Annotated in this window: 16 protein-coding genes, 3 tRNA genes and 3 rRNA genes; 10 read left to right on the forward strand and 12 right to left on the reverse strand. The window is 50.6% G+C overall.

All coding sequences use genetic code 11. From position 1 onward, the window contains the following. The first annotated feature begins 91 nt into the window (after window positions 1–91). Both AC286M_RS28600 and rppA read left to right on the forward strand, forming a co-directional pair. A complete protein-coding gene (locus AC286M_RS28600; RefSeq protein WP_488207619.1) occupies window positions 92–1,522 on the forward strand; it encodes a sensor histidine kinase in 1,431 nt (476 codons plus the stop codon). 54 nt (window positions 1,523–1,576) lie between these two features. Continuing rightward, window positions 1,577–2,254 (forward strand): two-component system response regulator RppA, encoded by a 678-nt coding sequence (rppA, locus tag AC286M_RS28605; protein ID WP_488207620.1) that lies wholly within the window; start codon window positions 1,577–1,579, stop codon window positions 2,252–2,254. Between the two features lie 117 nt (window positions 2,255–2,371). Here the strand turns inward: rppA and nrtS are convergent, their stop codons facing one another. The 4 genes from nrtS to AC286M_RS28625 form a co-directional block, all read right to left on the reverse strand. After that, window positions 2,372–2,593 carry a nitrate/nitrite transporter NrtS gene (gene nrtS, locus AC286M_RS28610; RefSeq protein ID WP_488207621.1) on the reverse strand — a complete coding sequence of 74 codons (222 nt, stop codon included), beginning with the start codon at window positions 2,591–2,593 and terminating at the stop codon, window positions 2,372–2,374. 147 nt (window positions 2,594–2,740) lie between these two features. Then, a complete protein-coding gene (locus AC286M_RS28615) occupies window positions 2,741–3,199 on the reverse strand; it encodes a response regulator (RefSeq protein ID WP_488207622.1) in 459 nt (152 codons plus the stop codon). A 25-nt stretch (window positions 3,200–3,224) separates the two neighbouring features. Continuing rightward, window positions 3,225–4,721, reverse strand: coding sequence for a sensor histidine kinase (locus tag AC286M_RS28620; protein WP_488207623.1), 1,497 nt, complete (start codon window positions 4,719–4,721; stop codon window positions 3,225–3,227). After that, complete coding sequence (locus AC286M_RS28625; protein WP_488207624.1) at window positions 4,687–7,122, reverse strand: PAS domain S-box protein; 2,436 nt, start codon at window positions 7,120–7,122, stop codon at window positions 4,687–4,689. Before AC286M_RS28625 ends, AC286M_RS28620 begins: the two co-directional genes overlap by 35 nt. Before the next feature lie 384 nt (window positions 7,123–7,506). On the opposite strand from AC286M_RS28625, the gene AC286M_RS28630 reads away from it, so the two are divergent. Continuing rightward, window positions 7,507–8,061 carry a hypothetical protein gene (locus AC286M_RS28630; protein WP_488207625.1) on the forward strand — a complete coding sequence of 185 codons (555 nt, stop codon included), beginning with the start codon at window positions 7,507–7,509 and terminating at the stop codon, window positions 8,059–8,061. Between the two features lie 23 nt (window positions 8,062–8,084). On the opposite strand, the gene AC286M_RS28635 is transcribed toward AC286M_RS28630, so the two are convergent. The 7 genes from AC286M_RS28635 to AC286M_RS28665 all read right to left on the reverse strand — a co-directional run bounded on the left by AC286M_RS28635 (window position 8,085) and on the right by AC286M_RS28665 (window position 16,702). Further along, window positions 8,085–9,371, reverse strand: coding sequence for an MFS transporter (locus AC286M_RS28635; protein WP_488207626.1), 1,287 nt, complete (start codon window positions 9,369–9,371; stop codon window positions 8,085–8,087). Window positions 9,372–9,453: 82 nt separating this feature from the next. Then, on the reverse strand, window positions 9,454–11,496 hold the full coding sequence (bchD, locus tag AC286M_RS28640) for a magnesium chelatase ATPase subunit D (RefSeq protein ID WP_488207627.1): 2,043 nt from the start codon (window positions 11,494–11,496) through the stop codon (window positions 9,454–9,456). Between the two features lie 161 nt (window positions 11,497–11,657). Then, window positions 11,658–11,775: ribosomal RNA gene (gene rrf / locus AC286M_RS28645) — 5S ribosomal RNA — on the reverse strand. An 86-nt stretch (window positions 11,776–11,861) separates the two neighbouring features. Continuing rightward, window positions 11,862–14,739, reverse strand: a 23S ribosomal RNA gene (locus tag AC286M_RS28650). Between the two features lie 193 nt (window positions 14,740–14,932). Continuing rightward, window positions 14,933–15,008 (reverse strand) — tRNA-Ala (locus AC286M_RS28655). 5 nt (window positions 15,009–15,013) lie between these two features. Beyond that, a tRNA-Ile gene (locus tag AC286M_RS28660) sits at window positions 15,014–15,087 on the reverse strand. A gap of 115 nt (window positions 15,088–15,202) precedes the next feature. Further along, window positions 15,203–16,702, reverse strand: a 16S ribosomal RNA gene (locus AC286M_RS28665). The 16S, 23S and 5S rRNA genes sit together here with 2 tRNA genes alongside, the layout of an rRNA operon. A gap of 591 nt (window positions 16,703–17,293) precedes the next feature. Here AC286M_RS28665 and glyQ point away from each other — a divergent pair. The 7 genes from glyQ to AC286M_RS28700 all read left to right on the forward strand — a co-directional run bounded on the left by glyQ (window position 17,294) and on the right by AC286M_RS28700 (window position 23,977). Then, entirely contained in the window at window positions 17,294–18,211 is a 918-nt protein-coding gene (gene glyQ, locus AC286M_RS28670; protein ID WP_488207628.1) for a glycine--tRNA ligase subunit alpha, read from the forward strand. Between the two features lie 106 nt (window positions 18,212–18,317). After that, window positions 18,318–18,794 carry a DUF4079 domain-containing protein gene (locus tag AC286M_RS28675; protein WP_488207629.1) on the forward strand — a complete coding sequence of 159 codons (477 nt, stop codon included), beginning with the start codon at window positions 18,318–18,320 and terminating at the stop codon, window positions 18,792–18,794. 236 nt (window positions 18,795–19,030) lie between these two features. After that, complete coding sequence (locus tag AC286M_RS28680; RefSeq protein WP_488207630.1) at window positions 19,031–21,385, forward strand: ComEC/Rec2 family competence protein; 2,355 nt, start codon at window positions 19,031–19,033, stop codon at window positions 21,383–21,385. A 233-nt stretch (window positions 21,386–21,618) separates the two neighbouring features. Then, window positions 21,619–21,705: transfer RNA gene (locus AC286M_RS28685), tRNA-Ser, on the forward strand. 178 nt (window positions 21,706–21,883) lie between these two features. Continuing rightward, on the forward strand, window positions 21,884–22,210 hold the full coding sequence (locus AC286M_RS28690; RefSeq protein WP_488207631.1) for a phasin family protein: 327 nt from the start codon (window positions 21,884–21,886) through the stop codon (window positions 22,208–22,210). A 174-nt stretch (window positions 22,211–22,384) separates the two neighbouring features. After that, the gene (gene pheS / locus AC286M_RS28695; RefSeq protein WP_488207632.1) at window positions 22,385–23,383 is read left to right on the forward strand and encodes a phenylalanine--tRNA ligase subunit alpha; all 999 of its coding nucleotides are present in this window, start codon (window positions 22,385–22,387) and stop codon (window positions 23,381–23,383) included. A 177-nt stretch (window positions 23,384–23,560) separates the two neighbouring features. Next, window positions 23,561–23,977 (forward strand): hypothetical protein, encoded by a 417-nt coding sequence (locus tag AC286M_RS28700; protein ID WP_488207633.1) that lies wholly within the window; start codon window positions 23,561–23,563, stop codon window positions 23,975–23,977. Between the two features lie 84 nt (window positions 23,978–24,061). Here the strand turns inward: AC286M_RS28700 and AC286M_RS28705 are convergent, their stop codons facing one another. Beyond that, window positions 24,062–24,445, reverse strand: coding sequence for a hypothetical protein (locus tag AC286M_RS28705; RefSeq protein WP_488207634.1), 384 nt, complete (start codon window positions 24,443–24,445; stop codon window positions 24,062–24,064). Window positions 24,446–24,462: the final 17 nt, after the last annotated feature.

Genomic DNA, 24,462 nt, shown 5'->3' on the forward strand with positions numbered 1-24,462 from the left:
GACATTTATCTTTAAGGCAACGCTGAACCCCTTATCAGCAAACTCTCAGAAACAGGTGATAGCGTAAAACTAACTAGAACACCCATTCCCTATGCTGCAATCCCTTCGCCAATCGATCACACGCATTATGCCCTCGTCGCTTCAGTTTCGGCTGACAGCAGGCGTGACGGCGGTGTCTGTGATTGCCATTGGCAGCATTGCGGGCTGGACAAGCTGGCGTATGCAGCAGATTCTTGTCGCCAGCCGCAAAGAAAATATCGTGAATGTTGCCGAGCGGGTTGAGCAGGACACAGCCGCTTACCGCACGATGATGTCCTTACCAGAAGCCCTGCAAAAATCAATCGATAGCCGCACCACACCTAACCTAGTCCTCTGGATTAGCGATCAGCAAACCGATCAGCCCATTGCCCAATCTGATACGCTCAACACCACCTCTTGGCAACGCGACGGAACAGCACAAGAGCTATTGGATCTATCAGGGTCAATTGTTTGGCCGGACGTGCAGCGCATTGGCGATCGCTATCTAGTCCTCTGCGGTGGGCCCTTTGAGGTCAATGGAGCACCCATTGGCCGTATTTATGTTGCCGAAGACATTACTCGCGATCAAAGAAGCTTACTGATGGTGGTGCGTACTCTGAGCATTGCCAGCTTTTTCGGTGCCATCATTATGGCCGTGATCATCGCTTGGTATATCCGCCGATCGCTGCGACCACTGCGCAAAATGAGCTTGCTGGCAGGCGAAGTTTCCGCTCAAGATCTAGATCAGGCTCATTTGGATTTACGCCAAGCCCCCTCTGAAGTGCAGGAACTGGCCCAGGCGTTTAACAACATGCTGTCTCGCCTATCAATGGCTTGGACACAGCAGCGCCAATTTGTCAGCAATATCTCCCATGAATTGCGTACCCCGCTCACTCTGGTTCATGGCTATCTGCAAAGCACCCTGCGGCGCTGCCAGAATCTAACCGATCCGCAGCGAGAAGGACTCGAAATTGCCGCCTCCGAAGCCGATCGCACTGTGCACCTATTGGGTGACTTGCTGGAACTTGCGCGAGCTGAAAGTGGCTATCTGCGCTTGCATCGAGAGTCGATTCTGCTCAAGGAGTTGGCGCTAGACATTATTAACCTAACGCCGACATTTCGCGATCGCATTCAGCTCGACCTGAATAATTCTCACTTAGAGATTTATAGCGATCGGCAACGGCTCAAGCAAGTTTTAATTAATCTATTAGACAACGCCGTGAAATATGCCAACGCCAAGCAGCCCATCCTGCTCCGCATCAGCCAAGAGCAAGAACGAGTTGTTATCCAGGTTTGCGATCGCGGCAAAGGGATTCCCCCAGAGCACCTGATTCATCTGTTCGAGCCGTTTTACCGCATCGAAGCCGACCGCTGCCGCACCACGGGCGGCACAGGACTTGGCCTATCGATTGTCAAAACCCTCGTCACTTGCCTGGGCGGCCAAGTCGAAGTACAGTCCCAACTCGGCAAAGGCAGCATTTTCACAGTAACCCTACCCGCCTAAACCTACCCACCTACTCTCCCACTCCTCCACCTCCCGATACAAAAGGCTAAAACCATGACAACGGCACGCATTCTACTCGTAGAAGATGAGGAAAAACTAGCCCGCTTCATCGAACTAGAGCTGGGTTACGAAGACTATAAAGTCGATGTCGCTCACGATGGTCTGGCTGGACTGATGGCCGCCCGTGACGCTCAGTATGATTTGCTAATTCTGGACTGGATGCTGCCGGGACTCAGCGGTGTGGAAGTGTGCCGTCGCCTACGCAGTACGGGCAACCAAGTGCCAGTGATTCTGCTCACTGCCAAGGATGAAGTCACCGATCGCGTTACCGGGCTGGACGCTGGAGCAGATGACTACATGGTGAAGCCCTTCAGCATTGAAGAACTGCTAGCACGAGTCCGGGCCCATCTGCGGCGCACCCAGCCCGACGATCCAGACATGCTGCAATTTGACGACCTCACCCTCAACCGCAAAACTCGCGAAGTCTATCGCGGCGATCGCGCCATTGAGCTGACCGCCAAAGAATTCGATCTGCTGGACTATCTCATGACCAATCCGCGCCAGGTACTAACTCGCGATCGCATTTTGGAACAGGTCTGGGGCTACGATTTCATGGGCGATTCCAACATCATTGAGGTTTATATTCGTTACCTGCGATTAAAGCTGGAAGAAAATCAAGAAAAACGCCTCATCCAAACTGTGCGCGGTGTCGGTTACGTTCTCAAGGACTAGAGTACAACTCCTACAGCAAAAAACCTGTGGCACTTTCCTACATAGCATTTGATGGCTATCAGCGCATATTTGATAGGGTTATCGCGCCGCATAGCTAATTCAGTGCATAGCTAATGGCTATCGCGCCTTCCGCTGCATTGACTGACCGTGCAGACTCACCATAAACGGCACCATGTAGGTCAACCCTGCCGAAATCCAGCGGTCAGTACTCATTTTGTCCTGCGCGATCGCTTTTCCATGATTAATTGCTAGCAGAATTGTGCCGACCACCACTGCAACCTTGGCGGAGCGAGACACCGCACTGGAGTCGTTTAAGGTATTGACAAATGGTTTTAGCATACTGAAAAGATGGCTTAAACAAAATCAGCCAACTGAAGGGGAGGCTTCTTGATGGCATCGACCGTTGGCTGTTCACAAATTACCATCTCACGCCCGTTTTTGCTTTACAAAAGTCAACGAAAGTCAACGTTTGATGTCATACAAAATTCACTGATACCACTCCGACTCCATTTGGGGTTTTTCGTTGTAGGTAATCCAATGCAGATCGAGCGTCCTCAGAATATTGACCAATTGATCGAAATCAGGGGGTTTAACGATGTAGGCATTAGCCCCTAGGTCATAGATCCGATTGACATCCGCATATTCTCGCGATGAAGTCAAAGCAACGACAGGTAGCCGTTTCAGGGCAGACTCTTGGCGGATCCAGGATAATACTTCTGCACCTGATTTCCGAGGCAGTTTGAGATCGAGCAGTACCAGGACAGGCAGTGGATAAGTTGTGCGATCGCAATAGGGTGATTCTCCGGCCAGATACTGAATAGCCGCATCACCATCACTCACCACTTGCAGAGGCGTAAGGATTTCCGCTTTACGAAACGCTCGCTGGACTAAAAAGACATCTTTAGGATTATCTTCAACTAGCAGAATCGTATTCTCTATATTCATAAGGACTCCTGCATCAGGATTCCGTTCAGGACTCCGGTGCCGTTGGTAGTGTTATCCAAAATCGACTGCATTGCCCGGCCTGAGATTCAACGCCCATCTGTCCGCCCATACGCTCAATGCCTTTACGCGCAGTCGCCAAACCAATTCCAGTGCCCGGATAATCTTCTTCAGAATGCAGGCGGGTAAAGGGTCTAAAAATTTGCTCCTGCTGATCAGGGGCAATCCCAATTCCATTATCCTCTATCCACAACCGAATATACCGATCGTGCGGCTCTGCCCATACTTGCACTTGGGGCTGTACCCCTTCAGCGACAAATTTAATTGCGTTGGCGAGTAAGTTGGTGAGCACCTGGATAAGAACGGGACGGTTGGCCTGTACGGTTGGCAACGGTTCCTGAAGTTGAATCTGTGCCTGCCGCGCTTGAATTTCCGGTTCTAATCGAGTTAATACTTCTGTCCATACCTCAGACAAGCTAACCGATGCCAGCTCGATTTCAATTTGACGAAAACGGCTGTAGGACAACAGGTCGGACATGAAGAGAGCGAGGTGCCTCGCATTGGTTGCAATGCGCTGTAGAACGTCTAGATGCCTGCCATCCAGAGTTTCACCGACCTCATCGAGTAGAATGCGGGCATATCCTTGAATGGCCCGTAGGGGCGAACCGAGATCATGAGACGCAGTATACGTAAACGCCTCCAGCTCTTGGTTGGCTGCTTGCAGTTGAGCCGTCCGTTCCTGTACTCGTGCTTCTAGGGTGGCATTTAATTCTTGAAGCGCCGTTTCAGCCTGTTTACGCTCGGTGATGTCTTCCAATAGGCCGTCGGCAACCGTCACACCTTCGACCATATTCAAGGTGATGGTCAACAGTGCCCAAAACGAAGTCCCATCGCTGCGCTGTAGCTGCACCTGTTGCTCCTGCTGCTGCGGTGGCGGCGAGTTAACAAGTTCAATATAGCGATCGCAGATATCCAGTCCGTTCATGGCGTTAACTTGAGCCAATGATTCTGCACCGAGTAGCTCTAGAAAAGCCCGATTGGCTTCGATGATAGTGCCGTTTGCCTGGAATCGGAAAATACCAATTTTGACCTGATTCAGGAGACCCTGTAGCCGGATTTCCAGGAGCGCCGCTCGTCGCTGAGCGGCTCGTCTCTCTAAGGCAGTTTGAACAGCGATCGGAACTCGCAGGTAGCGGTTGGGCTGTTTAATGATGTAGTCATCCAGTCCAAGCTTCATCGCTTCAACCGCAATCTCTTCAGTTCCGGTATTCGTAAACATAACCACCGGACAATTGGGATAGCGCTGTCGCACCTTTTCCAAAATATCGAGTCCAATCGCCCAGCGCAGTTGAAAATCAGTAATCACCGCGTCAAAATTACCCAGTTCGAGTTCATGATTAAACTGGATGGAGTTAGTTACTTCCTCAATAATCAGTTGGTCAAAATTTCGCTCCAGTTCTCGAATTACTAAAGCGCGATCGCTGCGATTATCATCGATCAAGAGAATGCGAAGAGGTTTTGTCATCGGTTAAGCAATTCAAGCTGAGAACAGCACTCGGCAGCGCAATCCAAAAATGGCTTCCTTGCTCCAGTTGCGATTCCACGCCCACTCGTCCTCCCATTCGGTCTAGCCCTTTACGAACGATGGCCAAGCCAATGCCCGTACCGGGGTAGCTTTCGGCACCATGCAGACGTTCGAAGACGCGGAATACTCGCTCTTGGTGCTCAGGTGCAATGCCTATGCCATTGTCGATAATCCATAAACGGATCCAGTTTTGCTGATCTTGGCGCTCCGTGGTCGCAAAGATATCTATCTGAGGTTGTGTATCGGATTCCACAAACTTAATGGCATTACTGATCAGATTTGTAACGACTTGAATCAGAGTTGATCGATGAGCGATTACGGGGGGTAAAGGAGCCGCAATCTGAAGCTGAGCCTGTTTGTCCTGAATTTCAGTCGTCAGTTGCTTCCGGGCTTCTTGCACAACCTCATCCAGAGACGTGGGCTGTAAGCTGATTTGAGTGCGCGTCAAACGGCTATAGTTCAGCAAATCGCTAATTAACCCATTCATCTGAACGGCATCATCAACAATGGAATGAACGTAGCTGTGGCAAACATCCTCTAGCTGCTGGCCGCAGTCTTCCAAAAAAGCTTGGGCAAATCCTTGAATCGTCCGCAGCGGCGCTCGCAAATCATGGGAAACCGAATACGTAAACGCTTCTAATTCTTGGTTGGTTTCTTCAAGCCGGGCCGTACGTTCAGCTACCCGATGCTCTAATTCCGCTGCATGACGTTGTAGTTGTTCTCGTAGCTGGGCCTGCTGAATTGCGATCGCAAGTTGGTTGGCAACTTCCTGCGCAATCTCCAGGCTTTCTGAGTCAAAAGCAGCGAGTTGATCCGCCAGTATATACAGATTGCCAATCAGCTTATTTTCCGCCAGCAGTGCCACCACCACAGCACTGCGGCTGCCATCTGCAACAGCCTGTTCAAACAGCGGTGGGCGTTCCGGCATCGTTACCAAATCTCGGATGTAGCAAATACCGTCCCGATTGCACAAGCGGGCGGGCAAAGACAAGGCTTCAATGGGCAAAACGGAACCGTGTGACTGGGAATCCACTTGTCCCGCCAGTACATACGCTTCATTGATTTCGGCGTTGAACAAAGCCACCATCGCTTGCTGAAATGCGATCGCATCTCGCAGACGACGGAGGGCAGTTTGGGCGATGGTTTTAGGGCTGGTCGCTTGCAGAATCGCCCGGTCAATCTGCTGTAGCGTTTCGAGCCGCTGTGCTGATCGCCGCAGGGCTGCTTCTGCCTGCTTGCGATCGGTAATATCACGGGAAACGCCAATCACACCGACAATGTTGCCTTGAGCGTCTTGATAGGGATCTTTGGTGGAGAGAAAGGTATGAATTCCATCCGCCTCTTCAATTTCTTCCTCAAAAACGTGAGACGTGCCCGTTTCCATAACGATAGAGTCAAGTTGCCGGAGGACAGTCGCAGCATCCAAAGGCAGCAAGGCGGTATCGTCTTTGCCCAAAATTTCAGCTTTAGAGAGCCCCATAATATGGGCAACAGCAGAGTTTATGAGTTTATACCGTCCCTGCCGATCTTTAACAAAAATGGCATTTCCTGTTCCCTCAATCACAGCGTGCAGCAACCCGTAACTTTCCTGTAGCGCCTCCTCGCTTTGCAGTCGTTGGGTAATATCACGCATCACTTTCGAAAAGCCACAAAGCTGCCCCTGTTCATCTCGTAGTGCTGTAATCACCACATCCGCCCAAAAGAGTGAGCCGTCTTTGCGTCTACGCCATCCCCTATCTTCAACTCGTCCTTCGGCAACTGCAATTTGTAGCGTGCAATCAGGTTCACCCTGTGCGATCGCAGCTTCAGTGTAGAACAGGGAAAAGTGCCGTCCCAATGCTTCCGCAGCGGTATAGCCTTGCATCAGCTCTGCGCCTTTGTTCCAGCTTATCACCCGACCTTGAGGATCGAGGCCAAAAATAGCGTAATCTCGAACCTCTTCTACCAACAGCCGATACTGTTCTTCGCGTTCGCTCAACTGCGAGGACACCCGCTCAGCACGTTTTTTAGCGTCTCGTAAGGCTTCACTGAGTCCACTGATGCAAATGCCCTCAACCACGAAAATCGTCACGCGAGTAAAGTTGCCAATGTCGAGGCCACCAAGGCTAGATTGAGGAGCAACAAAAAAATAGGTTCCTAGCAGTGCAGACAATGCGGTGGCCAATAAACCGGGCTGTAGACCGCCATACCAAGCACTCAACAGGACGGGCATGATGAAGATCAACAGCGGCGCATTGTCAAAAAGCAGAGGTACCAGCAGAAACCGTAGCAACACTGCCAACAGACTGGCGACAACCGCAACACTATATCCAGACAGTAAGAACTGCTTTGCCCGTAACATGATTAACTGTTCATAAAAGCGATGATTTTAATCCTGAATCCGCTGGGGAAGAACCCGAACTATGGTTTGTAAAATTTGGCATAGACTAACTTTCACAAACCCTAAAACCTACTTTTGCAAGCGGATTGCGTACAAGGTGGAACTTTGGGGAAGTTTGAATCAGCTTCATAAGGCAATCCTAGTTGAAAGGCGACTTTAGATCTTCTCCCGCTAGTTTCAAATCTCGATAGCAGCGTGATCCGTATCACTACAGAGCTATGCTCAGAATCACAAGAATTTGATGGGCACTATCACGGAATTTTGCTAACCGATCGTGGATCCTTATAAGTAACAAGCAAGCGCTTCACTTGCTCGCTACTGCCCCTAACCCGATCGGTCTGTGCCATGACACTTCATACTCGCCTCTACCTCAAATCAATTGCTGCCACTCAGTCCTCTACTCCGGTTGAGCGCATCGTGACTGGATTACTACTGACCTTGGCATTGATCATTACTGCCGTCACCTTCCCTCAAGCTAAGGCTGATGGTGTCAGCGTTCCCCAGAAAGTAAAGCCCCAAGCTGAATTGGTTGCCTCCAATTCACCTGCTGTTGAATCAACCGCTAAAACATACCTGTTCGGCCAGTCAGCTACAGCAGAGCAAATTGGCGCAACCTATATAGTCTTCACCATGCAAGACCAAAAGGTTGTTGGCGCATTCTACATGCCCCAATCCTCGTTTGATTGCTTTCACGGCGAAGTCGTTGGCGAACAGCTGGCCCTAAACATCACCAACAGCTACGACCAAACCACGTATCCTTACGAAGTCGCCTTAGCGAGCAATGCAGTTGTTGCTGGAACAGATGCCGCTGCACCCTTTGGTTTAGAAGGCTTTCATGCCATTGAAACGATCAGCGAAACTGATCAGCAGGTTCTATCAACTTGTCAGGCAATCTACTAAGAACAAGCCGCTACAGCTCTCGGTTAACGGCTGCGATCTGGGTTGTAGATTTGAGTACTGACCAAAACCATGATTGCGATCGCACTCATACCGATACCGACTAGTCCATAGGTTGCGCCTGATCCAGTTTGTTGAATCAGCGGTTGACTCAATATCGGTGAAAAAAACTGGCCCAGAAAGACGCTGGTGCTGAGCCCACCGACCGCTCGTCCGCGAGCAGCAGTTGGAGTAATGGCATTTAGCCATACGTTTGCATTGGGAATCAGTACCCCAAATCCAATACCAGCAATGATTAAACCAATAAGAACGACTGCGTAAGATTGCGCGATCGCAACTATTAAATATCCAACGCCAAAGCTAAGAAAGCCAATGGCGAGAATTTGGCTAAAGCTAAACCGCTGTTTCATCGGACGGTAATACAGTGAAAAAATAGCGCAGGCGAGTTCCAAGGATGCGATCGCAATTCCAGTAGCGGTGTTGCTAATCCCTGCGCTCAGCGTATTTAGATAAAACGGAAGCTGCACAGGCACAATGTAAAACACCGCCATAAAGACAAAAACCTGTAGATAAATACCCATGAGCACAGGCACAAACGATGCTTCACCGCTGAATGACGACTTGAATCGTCCAAAGACTGCGGTCGTTTCCTTCTGAGCTGATGAATCTAATAGTGCGGCAGCCTGATCGCGCTTAGCTTTCAAGTTCTCGCGCGCTTTTTCTCGTGTTGGTTCATGAATGGATAGCGCCACCATAACTGCCGCCACAAGCGCGGTGAGATAAATAGCAAAGGGGAACCGCCAGTCAACGTCTGCCAGCACTCCGCCCAAAACAAGAAATACAACGCCACCAAATCCCATGAAGGCCGATTGCACGCCCATAATGTGATTGCGCTCGGCACCGTGATAGTAATCAGCAATGAGGGCCGTGGAAGCAGTCATGACGCCTGCAACTGCAAAACCCAACAGCGCCCGTCCAATCAGCAACCCCGTAATTGAACTCAAGACGAGCCCTGATGATCCCGCTAAGCCATATAAAATCGCGGCACCAAGTAGAAGCGGTTTGCGTCCGAGCCAGTCTGCAATCGCGCCGGACAATGGTGCACCAATGGCGCTAAATAGAGCAGGCATGGTCAACATCAGCTTGACCCAAAATGCTGCGTTAGGTTCATCTGCAAAGAACGCCTCGATTTGCGGAAGCGCTGGAGCAAGGGTTGCCCCTGCCATCACGGTCAAACTGCTCGTTAACAGAAGGGTGATCAATTTGAACATGCTGGCCGAATTCCTTTGATTGAATGGCGTTTGAGCCGACATCTAAAAATAGCAAAACTGCCTCGACACAAGCTAGCAGCGCTAACCTAATCAAGGCAGTGTGTTTTTTAGAAACAAATTTGGCTTACTTGGCTTTCATATCTGCGATCGCGCCTTTGGTCATCGCGGCAATCGCCTGATCCGTCGCCTTCGGTAGATGGTAATACTTACCGCCCGCCTGCTTCGCCAGTTCTTTGGCAAAACCGGTCGAGACGAACTTATTCTCAGTATCAACGACGAGAAGTTGAATGCCCATCGCCCGGATTCGTCCAGCAATATCCAGTAGTTCACCCTTAATGTCAGGCTTTTCACTCGGATCCAGCTCTTCACCTAAGGAACGAGCAAGAGGAATGTTGCCGCGACCATCCGTAATCGCCACAATCATCACCTGACCGACATCGCCCGACTGCTGCGCATTAACGCCAACTCGCACCGCTTGAGTCAGACCATGTGCTAGTGGCGAACCACCACCACAGGGCAATCGATCCAGTCGTCGCCGAGCAGCAGCAATTGAACGAGTTGGGGGCAGCAGTACATCGGCTTGTTCACCCCGGAAGGGAATCAGGGCCACTTGATCGCGGCTTTGGTACGCTTCCGTCAGCAACCGCATCACTGCCCCTTTAGCCGACTGCATTCGATTCAGCGCCATTGAACCTGATGCATCTACAACAAAAATCACCAGCGATCCCGCTTTCCTCGCGAGCCGCTTAGCCCGAATATCACTCTGTTCCACAATTACGCGACGATTTGGCTGTCGGGCTCGCCGCGCTTTTTGATATGGTGCCGCCGAACGCAGCGTTGCATCCACCGCAATTCGCATCGTTGTTCCCTGCGGCATTACCGGTTTGATATACCGCCCCCGCTCATCGGAAAAGATCATACTGCGACTACCGGATTTGCCCTGCCGATTTGCCATCTGAGCAAAATACAGCACCGAGGGATCGAGAATCACCCCTTCTGGATCAAAGACAAACTCTTCTGGTAAATCCGGCGTAGACTGATCTTCCGGCTCGTCCTGCTCCTCTTCCTCGTTCTCCTCCTCGGAATCATCTTGCTCCTGCTCCGACCGATCCTGAGGCGGTGGCGGGGGGGGTTCCTGAGGCGGCGGCGGTGGCTCATCCGGCGGTGTTTGCACAATCGTCGAACGCGGCACGATGACCAGTTCAACGGCTTTACGCAAATCTTCAGCATTAACCTGAGTGCGCCCTTCTAGTGAAGCATGAGCCTTTGCAACACGAACGGCATAGAGTTCGGCTCGATGGCCCTGAACACCGCCACGCAAAGCTTCATTCACCAAATACTCAATCTGGTCATGGCTGATTTGAACATCTTTGAGCCATTCCCGCGCCAGAATAATTTGGGTCTTCAGACCATCCAAATCTTCAGCGTACTGTTCTAAAAACTGTTGTGGAGAATCAGAATAGCCCGTCGCTTGTTCGACAGCTTGAACTCTCTGATCTAAACCTAGAACCATATCAGCAGAAAGTGCGATCGCAAACCGATCCAGCAGGTGTTCTCGCACTGTCCCTTCTTCAGGGTTATAGGTTGCAATCAGCAGCGGATTGCATGGATGCTGAAAGCTAATACCTTCCCGCTCAATCTGATTACGACCTTCAGTCAATGCACCCAGGAGCAAATTAGAAATCTGATCATCAAGCAGGTTGATCTCATCAACATAAATCACACCGCGATGGGCTTCAGCCAAAAGGCCCGGCTGAAAAATAGTTTCGCCTCGCTTAATTGACTGCGCTACGTCTACCGATCCAATTAGTCGATCCTCAGTTACACCTAGAGGGATCTGGACGAAGGGAGCGGGAACCACCTTAGTAGGCAAACTTTCAATCAGAGTATCGGCAGCAAAACGCTGCTGGGTTTCATCGTCCCACTCACTGGGCTGAGACGGATTACAGTTGCAGCAAGTGCCTTCAATAACTTCAATTGGCGGCAACAATGCATGAATCGCTCGTGCCATTACTGATTTGGCCGTACCGCGACGACCCGCAATAATCACACCCCCAAGAGCAGGATCAACGGCCGACAACAACAGCGCCAGTTTAATAGCCTCTTGACCAACAACAGCCGTAAGGGGAAAAGCAGATTCTGTAGCAGGACGATTTACAGTCAACATTGCTTACAACATCAAGGTTTCCGGTCTTTCAGCATACCATGCTCAAAGGTTTCTACAATGCCCTATTAGATTCTGTACTAATTCACACTTGAGAAAAAACGAAATAAAAAATCAAGAAAGGAGCTCATCAGCTGATGAGCTCCTTTCTGCTTGAATGATTGACCTGGCACCGAGCTATTTTCCCGTGGGGCAACCCCCAAAGTATCTTCGCCGCTGCACCGTTTCACAACCAAGTTCGGGATGGAGTTGGAGTGGGGCCAGTGCGCCATTGGCACCAGGAAACTGATTGGGTTGAGCTTCCTGTAGAGAAGGAAGAACCCTGAAGACTGCATAGAAAGATGTCAAGTTCAGACCCAAATGTAGATATGGTCAAGCCCTCGGTCTGTTAGTATTCCTCAGCTTCATCCATTACTGAACTTCCACTTAGAACCTATCAACGGGTGTTCTTCCCGTGACCTTACCTGGCTAACCCAGTGAGAGTACTCATCTTGAGGTGGGCTTCCCACTTAGATGCTTTCAGCGGTTATCCTCTCCGCACATGGCTACCCTGCGTCTACCGTTGGCACGATAACAGGTACACCAGCGGTGCGTTCCTCCCGGTCCTCTCGTACTAAGGAGGAATCCTCTCAATACTCTTACGCCTGCACCGGATATGGACCGAACTGTCTCACGACGTTCTGAACCCAGCTCACGTACCGCTTTAATGGGCGAACAGCCCAACCCTTGGGACCTACTACAGCCCCAGGTTGCGATGAGCCGACATCGAGGTGCCAAACCTCCCCGTCGATGTGAACTCTTGGGGGAGATAAGCCTGTTATCCCTAGAGTAACTTTTATCCGTTGAGCGACGGCCCTTCCACGCGGAACCGTCGGATCACTAAGGCCTACTTTCGTACCTGCTCGAGTTGTAGCTCTTGCAGTCAAGCTCCCTTCTGCCTTTACACTCTGCGGCTGATTTCCAACCAGCCTGAGGGAACCTTTGCGCGCCTCCGTTACCTTTTAGGAGGCGACCGCCCCAGTCAAACTGCCCACCTGAAACTGTTCCCTTCCCGGATAACGGGTAAGGGTTAGAATTCTAGCCTTGTTAGAGTGGTATCTCACCAGTGACTCCACAGTCCCCACAAGGACTGCTTCATAGTCTCCCACCTATCCTGCGCAAACAAAGCCCGAACCCAATTCCAGGCTACAGTAAAGCTTCATAGGGTCTTTCTGTCCGGGTGCAGGTAGTCCGTATCTTCACAGACAATCCTATTTCGCCGAGCCTCTCTCCGAGACAGCTCCCAGATCGTTACGCCTTTCGTGCGGGTCGGAACTTACCCGACAAGGAATTTCGCTACCTTAGGACCGTTATAGTTACGGCCGCCGTTCACCGGGGCTTCAGTCGCGAGCTTCGCCGAAGCTAACCCACTTCCTTAACCTTCCGGCACTGGGCAGGCGTCAGCCCCCATACATCGTCTTGCGACTTAGCGGAGACCTGTGTTTTTGGTAAACAGTCGCCTGGGACTCTTCACTGCGACCACCTCTCGGTGGCACCCCTTCTCCCGAAGTTACGGGGCCATTTTGCCGAGTTCCTTAGAGAGAGTTATCTCGCGCCCCTTGGTATTCTCAACCTCCCTACCTGTGTCGGTTTCGGGTACGGGCAACGTTAGATTAACGTGGATAGAGCTTTTCTTGGAAGCCTGACATACACCACTTCCCCGCCGTAGCGGGTCGGACTCGTGCCTCAGCTCAGGTCGTTTTCGCCGACCCTCATCACCTTGAACACTTACGCCGGTAACCAACATCCGGCTGGCTTAGCCTTCTCCGTCCCTCTTCACAATCTAACGTCGGTACGGGAATGTTAACCCGTTGGCCATCGACTACGCCTTTCGGCCTCGCCTTAGGTCCCGACTAACCCTCCGCGGACGAGCCTTCCGGAGGAACCCTTAGGGTTTCGGGGCATTGGATTCTCACCAATGTTTTCGCTACTCAAGCCGACATTCTCACTTCTGATTCGTCCACACCTGCTTTCGCTAATGCTTCTAACTACTACAGAACGCTCCCCTACCACTTACGTAGTAAGTCCACAGCTTCGGTATAACACTTAGTCCCATTCATTTTCGGCGCAGGAGCGCTTGACCAGTGAGCTATTACGCACTCTTTCAAGGATGGCTGCTTCTAGGCAAACCTCCTGGTTGTCTCTGCACTCCCACCTCCTTTCCCACTTAGTGTTAATTTGGGGACCTTAGCTGGTGGTCTGGGCTGTTTCCCTCTCGACGATGAAGCTTATCCCCCACCGTCTCACTGGCAACGTGTGCACTGGGTATTCAGAGTTTGACTCGATTTGGTACCGCTCTCGCAGCCCGCACCGAATCAGTGCTTTACCCCCCAGTTATAATCGTTACCGCTGCGCCTAAACACATTTCGGGGAGAACCAGCTAGCTCCGGGTTCGATTGGCATTTCACCCCTAACCACACCTCATCCGCCAATTTTTCAACATTGGTCGGTGCGGACCTCCACTTGGTGTTACCCAAGCTTCATCCTGGACATGGTTAGATCACCCGGGTTCGGGTCTATAAACACTGACATAGTCGCCCTTATCAGACTCGGTTTCCCTCTGGCTCCGGCATTTCCGCCTTAACCCGCCAGTGCCTATAAGTCGCCGGCTCATTCTTCAACAGGCACGCCGTCATCCGTTAAATCGGACTCCGACTGCTTGTAGGCTTACGGTTTCATGTTCTATTTCACTCCCCTCCCGGGGTTCTTTTCACCTTTCCCTCGCGGTACTGTTTCACTATCGGTCACACAGGAGTATTTAGCCTTACGAGGTGGTCCTCGCGGATTCACACGGGATTTCACGTGCCCCGTGCTACTCGGGATCCGGCTAGGCTAGTTCAGTTTTCGACTACGGGACTTTCACCCCCTCTGGTGCAGTATTCAGCTGCTTCGTCTAACCTTTCTAGTCCACATTGCCGTCCCACAACCCCAGCAGTAAAAACCACTGGTTTAGGCTCTTCCCGTTTCGCTCGCCGCTACTCAGGGAATCGAGTTTTCTTTCTCTTCCTCCAGCTACTAAGATGTTTCAATTCGCTGGGTTGGCTCGTGCCAGTCTATGGATTCAACTGGCCGTACTTAGGGTTGCCCCATTCGGAAACCCACGGATCACTGCTTGCTTCCAACTCCCCGTGGCATATCGCCGGTAACCGCGTCCTTCATCGCCTCTGTGTGCCTAGGTATCCGCCGTAAGCCCTTGATAGCTTGACCATTTACTTACATTGGTGTCTGTTCGTGACTGAACCATCAATCATTGCTGATTCATAGCTTCGTCAACATCTACCTGACATCTCTTTTCTCTATGCAGTTTTCAAGGTTCTTTGCTGGTCTAATCCAGCAGCCTTTCTAGCTACTGATAGCTTGTCTGCTCAGTAGTTTAGAAATAGTGCTGAATTATTAAATCTGGTGGAGGTAAGCGGACTCGAACCGCTGACATCCTGCTTGCAAAGCAGGCGCTCTACCAGCTGAGCTATACCCCCACGAGTGGGCCATCCTGGACTCGAACCAGGGACCTCACCCTTATCAGGGGTGCGCTCTAACCACCTGAGCTAATAGCCCATATCCGGCCCCTCGATAGTTCAGAAACCAATAATAATCATCTCGACCGACCTAGGATGACCTTACTTAGGTGCTCTATCAGTTTTCGCACGTCTAAGTAGGGTAGGTCTCCTTGAAAGGAGGTGATCCAGCCACACCTTCCGGTACGGCTACCTTGTTACGACTTCACCCCAGTCACCAGCCCTGCCTTCGGCGTCCCCCTCCGCGAACGGTTGGGGTAACGACTTCGGGCGTGGCCAGCTTCCATGGTGTGACGGGCGGTGTGTACAAGGCCCGGGAACGTATTCACCGCAGTATGCTGACCTGCGATTACTAGCGATTCCTCCTTCATGCAGGCGAGTTGCAGCCTGCAATCTGAACTGAGCCTCGGTTTATGGGATTAGCTCAACCTCGCGGTCTGGCTGCCCTTTGTCCGAAGCATTGTAGTACGTGTGTAGCCCAGGACGTAAGGGGCATGCTGACTTGACGTCATCCCCACCTTCCTCCGGTTTGTCACCGGCAGTCTCTCTAGAGTGCCCAACTGAATGATGGCAACTAAAAACGAGGGTTGCGCTCGTTGCGGGACTTAACCCAACATCTCACGACACGAGCTGACGACAGCCATGCACCACCTGTGTTCCAGCTCCCGAAGGCACTCCTCGGTTTCCCGAGGATTCTGGACATGTCAAGCCCTGGTAAGGTTCTTCGCGTTGCATCGAATTAAACCACATACTCCACCGCTTGTGCGGGCCCCCGTCAATTCCTTTGAGTTTCACACTTGCGTGCGTACTCCCCAGGCGGGATACTTAACGCGTTAGCTACGGTACTGAACGGGTCGATACGTCCAACACCTAGTATCCATCGTTTACAGCTAGGACTACAGGGGTATCTAATCCCTTTCGCTCCCCTAGCTTTCGTCCATGAGTGTCAGTTACGGCCCAGCAGAGCGCTTTCGCCACCGGTGTTCTTCCTGATATCTACGCATTTCACCGCTACACCAGGAATTCCCTCTGCCCCTACCGTACTCTAGCTATCCAGTTTCCACTGCCGAACCAGGGTTGAGCCCTGGAATTTGACAGCAGACTTGAATAGCCACCTGCGGACGCTTTACGCCCAATAATTCCGGATAACGCTTGCATCCTCCGTCTTACCGCGGCTGCTGGCACGGAGTTAGCCGATGCTTATTCCTCAGGTACCGTCAGATCTTCTTCCCTGAGAAAAGAGGTTTACAACCCACAGGCCGTCCTCCCTCACGCGGCGTTGCTCCGTCAGGCTTTCGCCCATTGCGGAAAATTCCCCACTGCTGCCTCCCGTAGGAGTCTGGGCCGTGTCTCAGTCCCAGTGTGGCTGATCATCCTCTCAGACCAGCTACTGATCGTCGCCTTGGTGAGCTCTTACCTCACCAACTAGCTAATCAGACGCGAGCTCATCTTCAGGCAGAAAACTGTTTCATCCGTAGACATATGGGGTATTAGCCACCGTTTCCAGTGGTTGTCCCCCTCCTGAAGGCAGATTCTCACGCGTTACTCACCCGTCCGCCACTCATACTTACCCCGAAGGGCGTTCTGCGTTCGACTTGCATGTGTTAAGCACGCCGCCAGCGTTCATCCTGAGCCAGGATCAAACTCTCCGTGTTAAAAACTTAGAAAGTTTTTTGGCTCCAAATACGATTCTCTTACGTTAAGAAACGTATCGACTCGTATCCGGAATATATTAAAATTTGGTAAGCTTTGCTAAACTAGCCCACCATCTGTCTTTTCCTTGACGAGATGTGATGTTCTTGGCTTCTGAACTATTCTTATGTCGAGGTTCCGTTTCTCGCTCAAGGAGCTCAGCACAAACGCTCTCTCCTCCAGCGCTTTATCAATATAACGACTCTGCATGAAACTGTCAATACCTTCTCTTGGACTTTTTCGGGAAACCTCAAAGGTAGATAAAACAAGAGGTGCAGGGATTTGGAAAGGTTATTTAACTGGACAGAAAAAATCTAGGATTGTTGGGTGAAATGTTTAGGTCAGGATGCAGCAGATAGTCAAAACATCTATTGGGAAGACTTTTGACCTGATTTCTATCCCATTTCACGACAGGTGGAAAATCCAAAATCCAGAAGCTGATGGGCAAATTCCAGTTGGATTGCTATTACTATCAGGCACAATAGGAGTCGGCCTCTTAGGTAATAAATCAAGAGGGAACTTGCTGCGTTGATAGATATGGACGGGGAGAAGCTGTGAATTTTCAATCTGTGATTGCCACTTTGCATCAGTTTTGGAGCGATCGCGGCTGTTTGATTGTGCAGCCGTATGATACTGAGAAAGGAGCTGGAACGAAAAGTCCACATACGTTTCTGCGGGCGATTGGGCCAGAGCCGTGGTCGGTTGCTTATGTTGAACCGTGTCGGCGGCCTGCGGATGGTCGGTATGGTGAAAATCCTAATCGATATCAACATTACTATCAGTACCAAGTGTTGATCAAGCCGTCCCCGCCGGATATTCAGGATGTCTACTTGGATTCGCTCAGAGCTTTGGGAATTCAGCCGGAGGATCACGATATCCGGTTTGTGGAAGATAACTGGGAAGATGCAGCAGTTGGTGCTTGGGGTGTTGGCTGGGAAGTGTGGCTAGACGGGATGGAAATTACTCAGTTCACCTATTTCCAACAGTGTGGCGGGATTGACTGCGACCCGGTATCCATTGAGCTGACCTATGGTTTAGAGCGATTGACGATGTATCTGCAAGAGGTGGATGCGATCGCAAAAATTCAGTGGAACGAAACGCTAAGTTATGGGGATGTTCATATGCAGGGTGAAATTGAACATTCCACCTATAACTTTGAGGCATCTAATTCGGAGCTGCTATTTACGCTGTTCAACTTGTATCAGCAGGAGGCGGAGCAGTTAATGGCTAAGGGTTTAGTGCTGCCTGCCTACGACTACGTACTGAAGTGCTCTCACACGTTTAACCTGTTGGATGCGCGGGGAGTTATTTCAGTTACGGAGCGGACTCGCTACATTCGACAGGTGAGAAGTTTGGCCCGACGGGTTGCCCAACTTTATCTAGAGCAGCGTGAGCAGTTAGGATTTCCTCTCTGTAAGGCTCAAGCCTCGGCTCCACAACCAGCAGTTGTGACAAGCAACGCCGAAATTTAATTACGCGTACATTCCCTAATGGCAGTTGAGTAAACCTAGCTACCTTGTCTTACCCCAAAGCTCAGATAGAATACTTAATGTTTCTTAAAGATTTCAAGGGATAGGTATGGTATCGACGATTCGGGGCTATTTGGAGCCGATCGCAAATTGGTTTGCACAGTTCAACCTGCCAGAACCGATTGTGCATTGGGGCCATCCTTTGATGATGGGGATTGTCGTTGTGGCGATGGGTAGTTTTGTTGGCTTAACGGGCTGGAAAATACGCACAGCTTCCGATGCGGAGGTTGTGACAGAGAGCCGTACTGGACATCGCAAGCTTGCTCCTTGGATGTTTACATTCATTGCGTTGGGCTACACGGGTGGTGTTTTGTCGCTGGTCATGCAGGGTCAGCAGATTTTTGAGAGCTATCACTTTTGGACAGGTACGATTGTGGTTGGGTTGCTTGCGCTCAATGGTGCATTGTCATTGAATTTTAGGGGCAACAAGTCACTGCGTACGGTTCACGCCTACGTTGGGAGCTTTGCGCTGTGTGCACTGCTTGTCCATGCAGTATTGGGTCTGAAACTGGGATTATCGATTTAAGACCGGTTTTACTACCAGTGCTAAAAAGAGATTGAGTGCTGAGTGAAGAAATAGCATTAAGTTGCGATATTTACAGGTGCGATCGCAGCTGAAACCACCCTATTTGAGTAAAAGAGCCTCTAGTTCGTAAACTAGAGGCTCTTTTACATTTTGTCCGCTGACTGAGCTGGTAATGAAGCCAAGATTTTGGGATAGCTAGATTTCAGGTGCATCTATCTGAGAAAGGAAAACTAGCAATGCGATCGCTTCAAAGCTGGTCTATTATTGGCGCGTATGTGTTGGGATTAGGCACCGCAGAATGGCTGGCGCTGCATCATGAGCCGATTCGCGGTGTTTACGGTGGGCTAGGACTGCTAGGGCTGAGCTTGATTTTTGCGTTTACGCTACCTCGTCGCTGGCGGACTGGGCCGAATCGAAATACCTGGATTGTCGCTGGACTAGTCGCGCTGCTGGCCGCAAGCTGGTGGGCCATGCGATTTCCCAAAGTCGGTGCAAACGACGTGAGTCAATATATCCAGACTGAGAATACTTCAGATGCAGCAATTGAGCAGGTCATTACTGGATGGGTCGATAGTCCAGCCCAAATCACCCGTGGCGATCGTATTCGTTTCACTCTAGAAGCAGATGAGATTCAGAATCAAGACAAAAACGGTCAGTTACTTGGTTCGGTTGAGGCTGTAACAGGTAAAGTTTACGTTACTCTGCCTCAAGAGAACGCCAACACAGCGCAGGAATCTGAAACAGCCAAACAGGATGTTTATCCAGGGCAAAAAGTCCAAATTACGGGCAAACTCTACGAGCCTAAACCGGCTGATTATCCCGGTGCATTTGACTTCCAAGCCTATCTAAAACGGCAGGGCATATTTGCGGGCGTTAGTCTTTACAGCACGAAGTCTTTCAACTGTTTAGATAACTGTTCATCTACTGATCCGCCGGATTGGGGTGTTAGACGACTGCAATATGAATTGGCAAACGTGCGATCGCACATTGTTGATGCATTAATCACAGGTTTAGGCAGTCCTAATGGTGAACTCGTTGGTGGCATGGTGCTGGGACGGCAGGCCGCCAATGTGCCTTACGATCTGCAAGATGCCTTTATGAAAGCGGGTTTAGCCCATACATTAGCAGCGTCAGGTTTTCATGTATCGCTTTTACTCTCGGTGGTCATTTGGGCAACGCGGGGATTGGGAGCAAAAACACGGCTGGGAATCGGCATTAGCGTGCTAATTTTCTACGTTGGCCTCACCGGAATTCAACCCAGCGTCATGCGAGCGGCCTTGATGGGCGTGGGTGGTTTAATTGGCATGGTGATGGAGCGCCGGGTTAAACAGTACGCGGCGCTGGCCGGAGTTGTCTTTTTACTGCTGCTGTTCAATCCGTTGTGGATGGGCAGTTTAGGTTTTTGGCTGAGCGTACTAGCAACGTTAGGGCTAGTCGTTACCGTACAGCCACTGACAAAAGCCTTGGACTGGATGCCGCCAACCATTGCGGCACTGGTATCGGTGCCAATCGCAGCATTTCTATGGACACTGCCGCTGGCGCTGTTTGCCTTTGGGGTAGTGTCGCCTTACAGCATTATTCTGAATATTCTGACCACACCGCTGATTATCGTGATCACGCTGGGCGGGATCGTCACAATTCCCGTTGGTTTAGTCTTGACTGCTATTGGCTGGACTGATTTTTACCAGCTCATTGCATCATGGTCACTTGGCAAGATTGTGGAGGTTTTAATTTTCCTGGTCAACATCTGCAATAGCCTACCAGGCAGTAGCTACGCAGTTGGTAAGATTTTGCTGCCGCAAATGCTGCTGATTTACGGGTTGATTTTCCTGAGCTGGCTGCAACCCTGGTGGCAAAAGCGGCGATGGATGGCGAGTGCGCTGGCGTTGGCAATAGTTGCAGTTCCGATTGGCTATGCGCGGGCAGCAACAGTAGAGTTGACGGTGCTGGATGCCGATTTTCCAACAGTCATCTTGCGAGATCGCACTCAAACCCATCTGATTACCGACGGCAACGAGAAAACGGTGCGGCACGGCATTTTGCCCATGCTGCAACAGGACGGGGTTAATCGAATTGCCGCTGCGATCGCACCCACCATCGCAGCCGATCAATCAGACGGATGGAAATCCCTACAGGCCAAAACGCCGATCACTCAACTATTCAGCGTTCACGCTTTTGAGTCGATCCCTGGTTTAACCATCCAGCCCTTGCCGACTACTCAAACGAATCAAACAGGGCAAATTCAAACCCAAGTTATCTACAGCGATCCCAGTATGATCCAAGTTAAATTTCAAGATCAAACGTGGCTGATTGTGGAATTTCTCGGTAAAGACGTGCAAGACAGCCTACGCCAAACCAAAGTGCTGCAAGATGTTGACGTGCTGCTGTGGTATGGCGGTTTTATTCAAGATCAGGTGCTGGAGCAGATTAAACCGGAAGTTGCGATCGCATTTGGCAGATTGAGGCCAGATACAGAGGAAAAGCTAGAAGAGCGCGATATTCAGGTATTTTGGACGCAACGAGACGGGGCAATTCAGTGGACACCGGAGCGGCAGTTTGTGGCGTTGGCGGAAGGGGGAGTTGGGGAGTAAAGGGGGAAGAGAGTGGGAGGGGTTGTGAAGGTGTAAAGGGAGTCAAGGAAAAGAGGACTGCTAGCAAGGTGCAATGATTTAGAAGGAGCCAAGGAATTCGAGGGCAGAGATCTGCAAAGGGATGTAGAGGTGGAAGAGGCGAACGGTATTTGCGCTTGAACATCATGGAGCGAATCCAAAATCGTCAATCCAAAATCCAAAATTAGTATAAGATAGGCGATGAAACCCCACCAGGAGAGGTGGCAGAGTGGTTGAATGCGACGGTCTCGAAAACCGTTATGTCCGCAAGGGCATCGAGGGTTCGAATCCCTCCCTCTCCGTTGATAATCCAAACCAAACAGTGCGGAGCAAAAGGACGCGATGTGTCCTTCGGCTCCGTACTGTTTGAATAAAAGCCGAAATTAAACCGAGCAAACACTTGACGGTAAACACGACTGTAGCTTCCTATAGAGAAACGATAGGCTGTCTTTGGGAAGCACAATCTGTAGAGACAAGGATATGGACACAAACACCCTGCTAAAACAGTTGCTCATGATCGGTGTTGGTACCACCTCGCTGGTGGCTGAAAAGCTGCGGGAGGTTAGCGATCAGTGGGTCAAAGAAGGACGACTCGACCCAGATCAGGCCAATAATTTTGTCGATGATCTGATGGGGCAAATTCGCACCGAACAGACGAACTTTGAAGATCAGATGCAGCGACAGCTCCGTCGTGTGTTGCAAGATTTGGGCGTGCCTCGTCAGGCCGAGATGGATGAGCTGCGGGGTCGTTTGGATCGCTTAGAGCGCCAAATGCGCGATATTGAAAATAAACTGTGGCGCAGCTAATTGCGCTTATACATCAGCAATTAACCACCAACGAATAAACTGATCAGCAGGGTTCACAAAAAAGGTCTGTCCGGGATGGGGTTTGTCCATTTACACTGGTAAGGTAAACAAAATTGGCATTCAATTGCCCATTTGAACCCAAGAGTTAGACCTACGAACATATTGCAAACTGGCATGACCACCTTAACTGATCTGGAAGCGCAACTGACTGCCCTACAAGCTGAAGCTCAACGTGCGATCGCAGCCGTAGATTCGCTCGACGATCTGGAGCAGATGCGCGTTAAATATCTTGGCAAAAAGGGCGATTTGTCCCAAATCTTGAAAGGAATGGGCAAACTCGATGCCAGTGATCGACCCAAGATTGGCTCGTTGGCGAACACCGTTAAAGAAGCGGTGCAGTCTGATCTAGATACTAAGCGTGAGACGCTGCAAGAAGCTGCTATTCAGGCTCAGCTAGAGGCTGAAACGCTTGATGTGACAATGCCAGGAACCTATCGGCCTCAAGGTCGAGTCCATCCCATCAACGGCATGGTTGACCGACTGGTCGATATTTTCATCGGACTGGGTTATACCGTGGCTCAAGGCCCGGAAATGGAAACAGACTATTACAACTTTGAAGCGCTGAATTTCCTACCCGATCATCCCGCAAGGGATATGCAGGACACGCTTTATCTGCCCGATGGCAATCTGATGCGGACGCATACCTCCAACGTGCAAATCCGCTACATGGAGCAAACGGAACCACCCATTCGCATCGTTTCGCCTGGGCGCTGCTATCGTCGCGACACGGTAGATTCAACCCACTCAGCCGTCTTTCATCAGGTTGAAATTTTAGCTGTAGATGAAGGGCTAACGTTCAGCGATTTGAAGGGCACAATTCGCGTCTTCATTGATGCCTTATTTGGCGATGTCCCCATTCGACTGCGCCCCAGCTATTTCCCGTTCACTGAACCCTCAGCCGAAGTGGATATTCAGTGGAAAGGTAAGTGGCTAGAAGTTTTGGGCTGCGGCATGGTTGATCCCAATGTACTCAAGGCCGTCGGCTACGATCCAGAGGTTTACACTGGCTTTGCCGCTGGTATGGGCGTTGAGCGATTAGCAATGGTACTGCACGAGATTGACGATATTCGTCGTCTCTATCAAAGCGACTTGCGGTTCTTGCGCCAGTTTTAGTTGAGTTCATCGAACAATCCAAAATATACGTGGCTAAATGTGGTACGGTTCAACGTGCGATCGCAGAAGTGTCATAAATCTGCCATTGGGGTTCAGCCAACCAGTTAGTATCGTTAGTAACAGCGTTCCTATTCCAGCCATGCTGTTTTGCTTTGTCAATTTTGGGGAGTACGAATAATGAAAAGTTCTCCACGGTGGTTTGTTCTTCCCGTTGCGATCTCTGTACTTTTGCTAGGAACTCAAGTAGCACATGGAGACGTGATATCTACCCCGCTCACAAATGTGATCAGCATGAGTGGTCAATCGGGTGGTAGTCAGTCCAGTTCGTGTGGCAATATTCCGGCCAGTCCTCATCAACAGGTACAGGTCAATGCAGATTTAACATCGCTCCGATTTCGAGTTGAGAGCCCCGCCTTGGCAACTCTAACGCTGTTGGTACGTGGCCCCAACGGTCAGGTTCACTGCGTGATGGCAGATGAATATGCCGATGGCAAAATTGAAATTCCAGGACTCTGGGATCAGGGTCAGTACTCTGTCTATGTTGGTGAGCAGGGCACAGGACAACACTCGTTTACGCTGAGCATTGTGCCATAGATTTGAGATTCGAAAAGCAGAGAGCCTGTTGCGGTTGCCGCAACAGGCTCTCTGCTTTTCGAATCGTGCATGCATGTGCAATGGCTACTGATTCGGCTTGCTTTCGAAAAATAGCTTGTAAGCAACAAAAGCGGCTGTGCCGATGATGATGATATTGGCTAGCCAAAACGAAACGCGAATTGCAACTAGGACAACCACCACTAAGATGCAGAACTTCGCAAAATTGCCGATTGACCGTTTCCAGCGCTGCCAGCGTGTTTCTGGAGTAGCTGACTTTTGAGGATAAACCGTTTGCACTTCGACTTGAGTGACAGGAGTGGCTGGAGGATGCTGATGCAGTTCTGCTTCTAGTTCACGGAGCCGAATCTCTAGTTCTCGTTTCTTTAAATCAGCTTCCCGTTGGCGAAGTTGAAAGTCTCTGTCGTTATCGTGGCGAGGGTCATTGGAGGCCATGCGCGATCGCACCATTGAATTGCAGCATGTCC

The sequence above is a fragment of the Thainema salinarum CENA647 genome, from assembly GCF_057732415.1.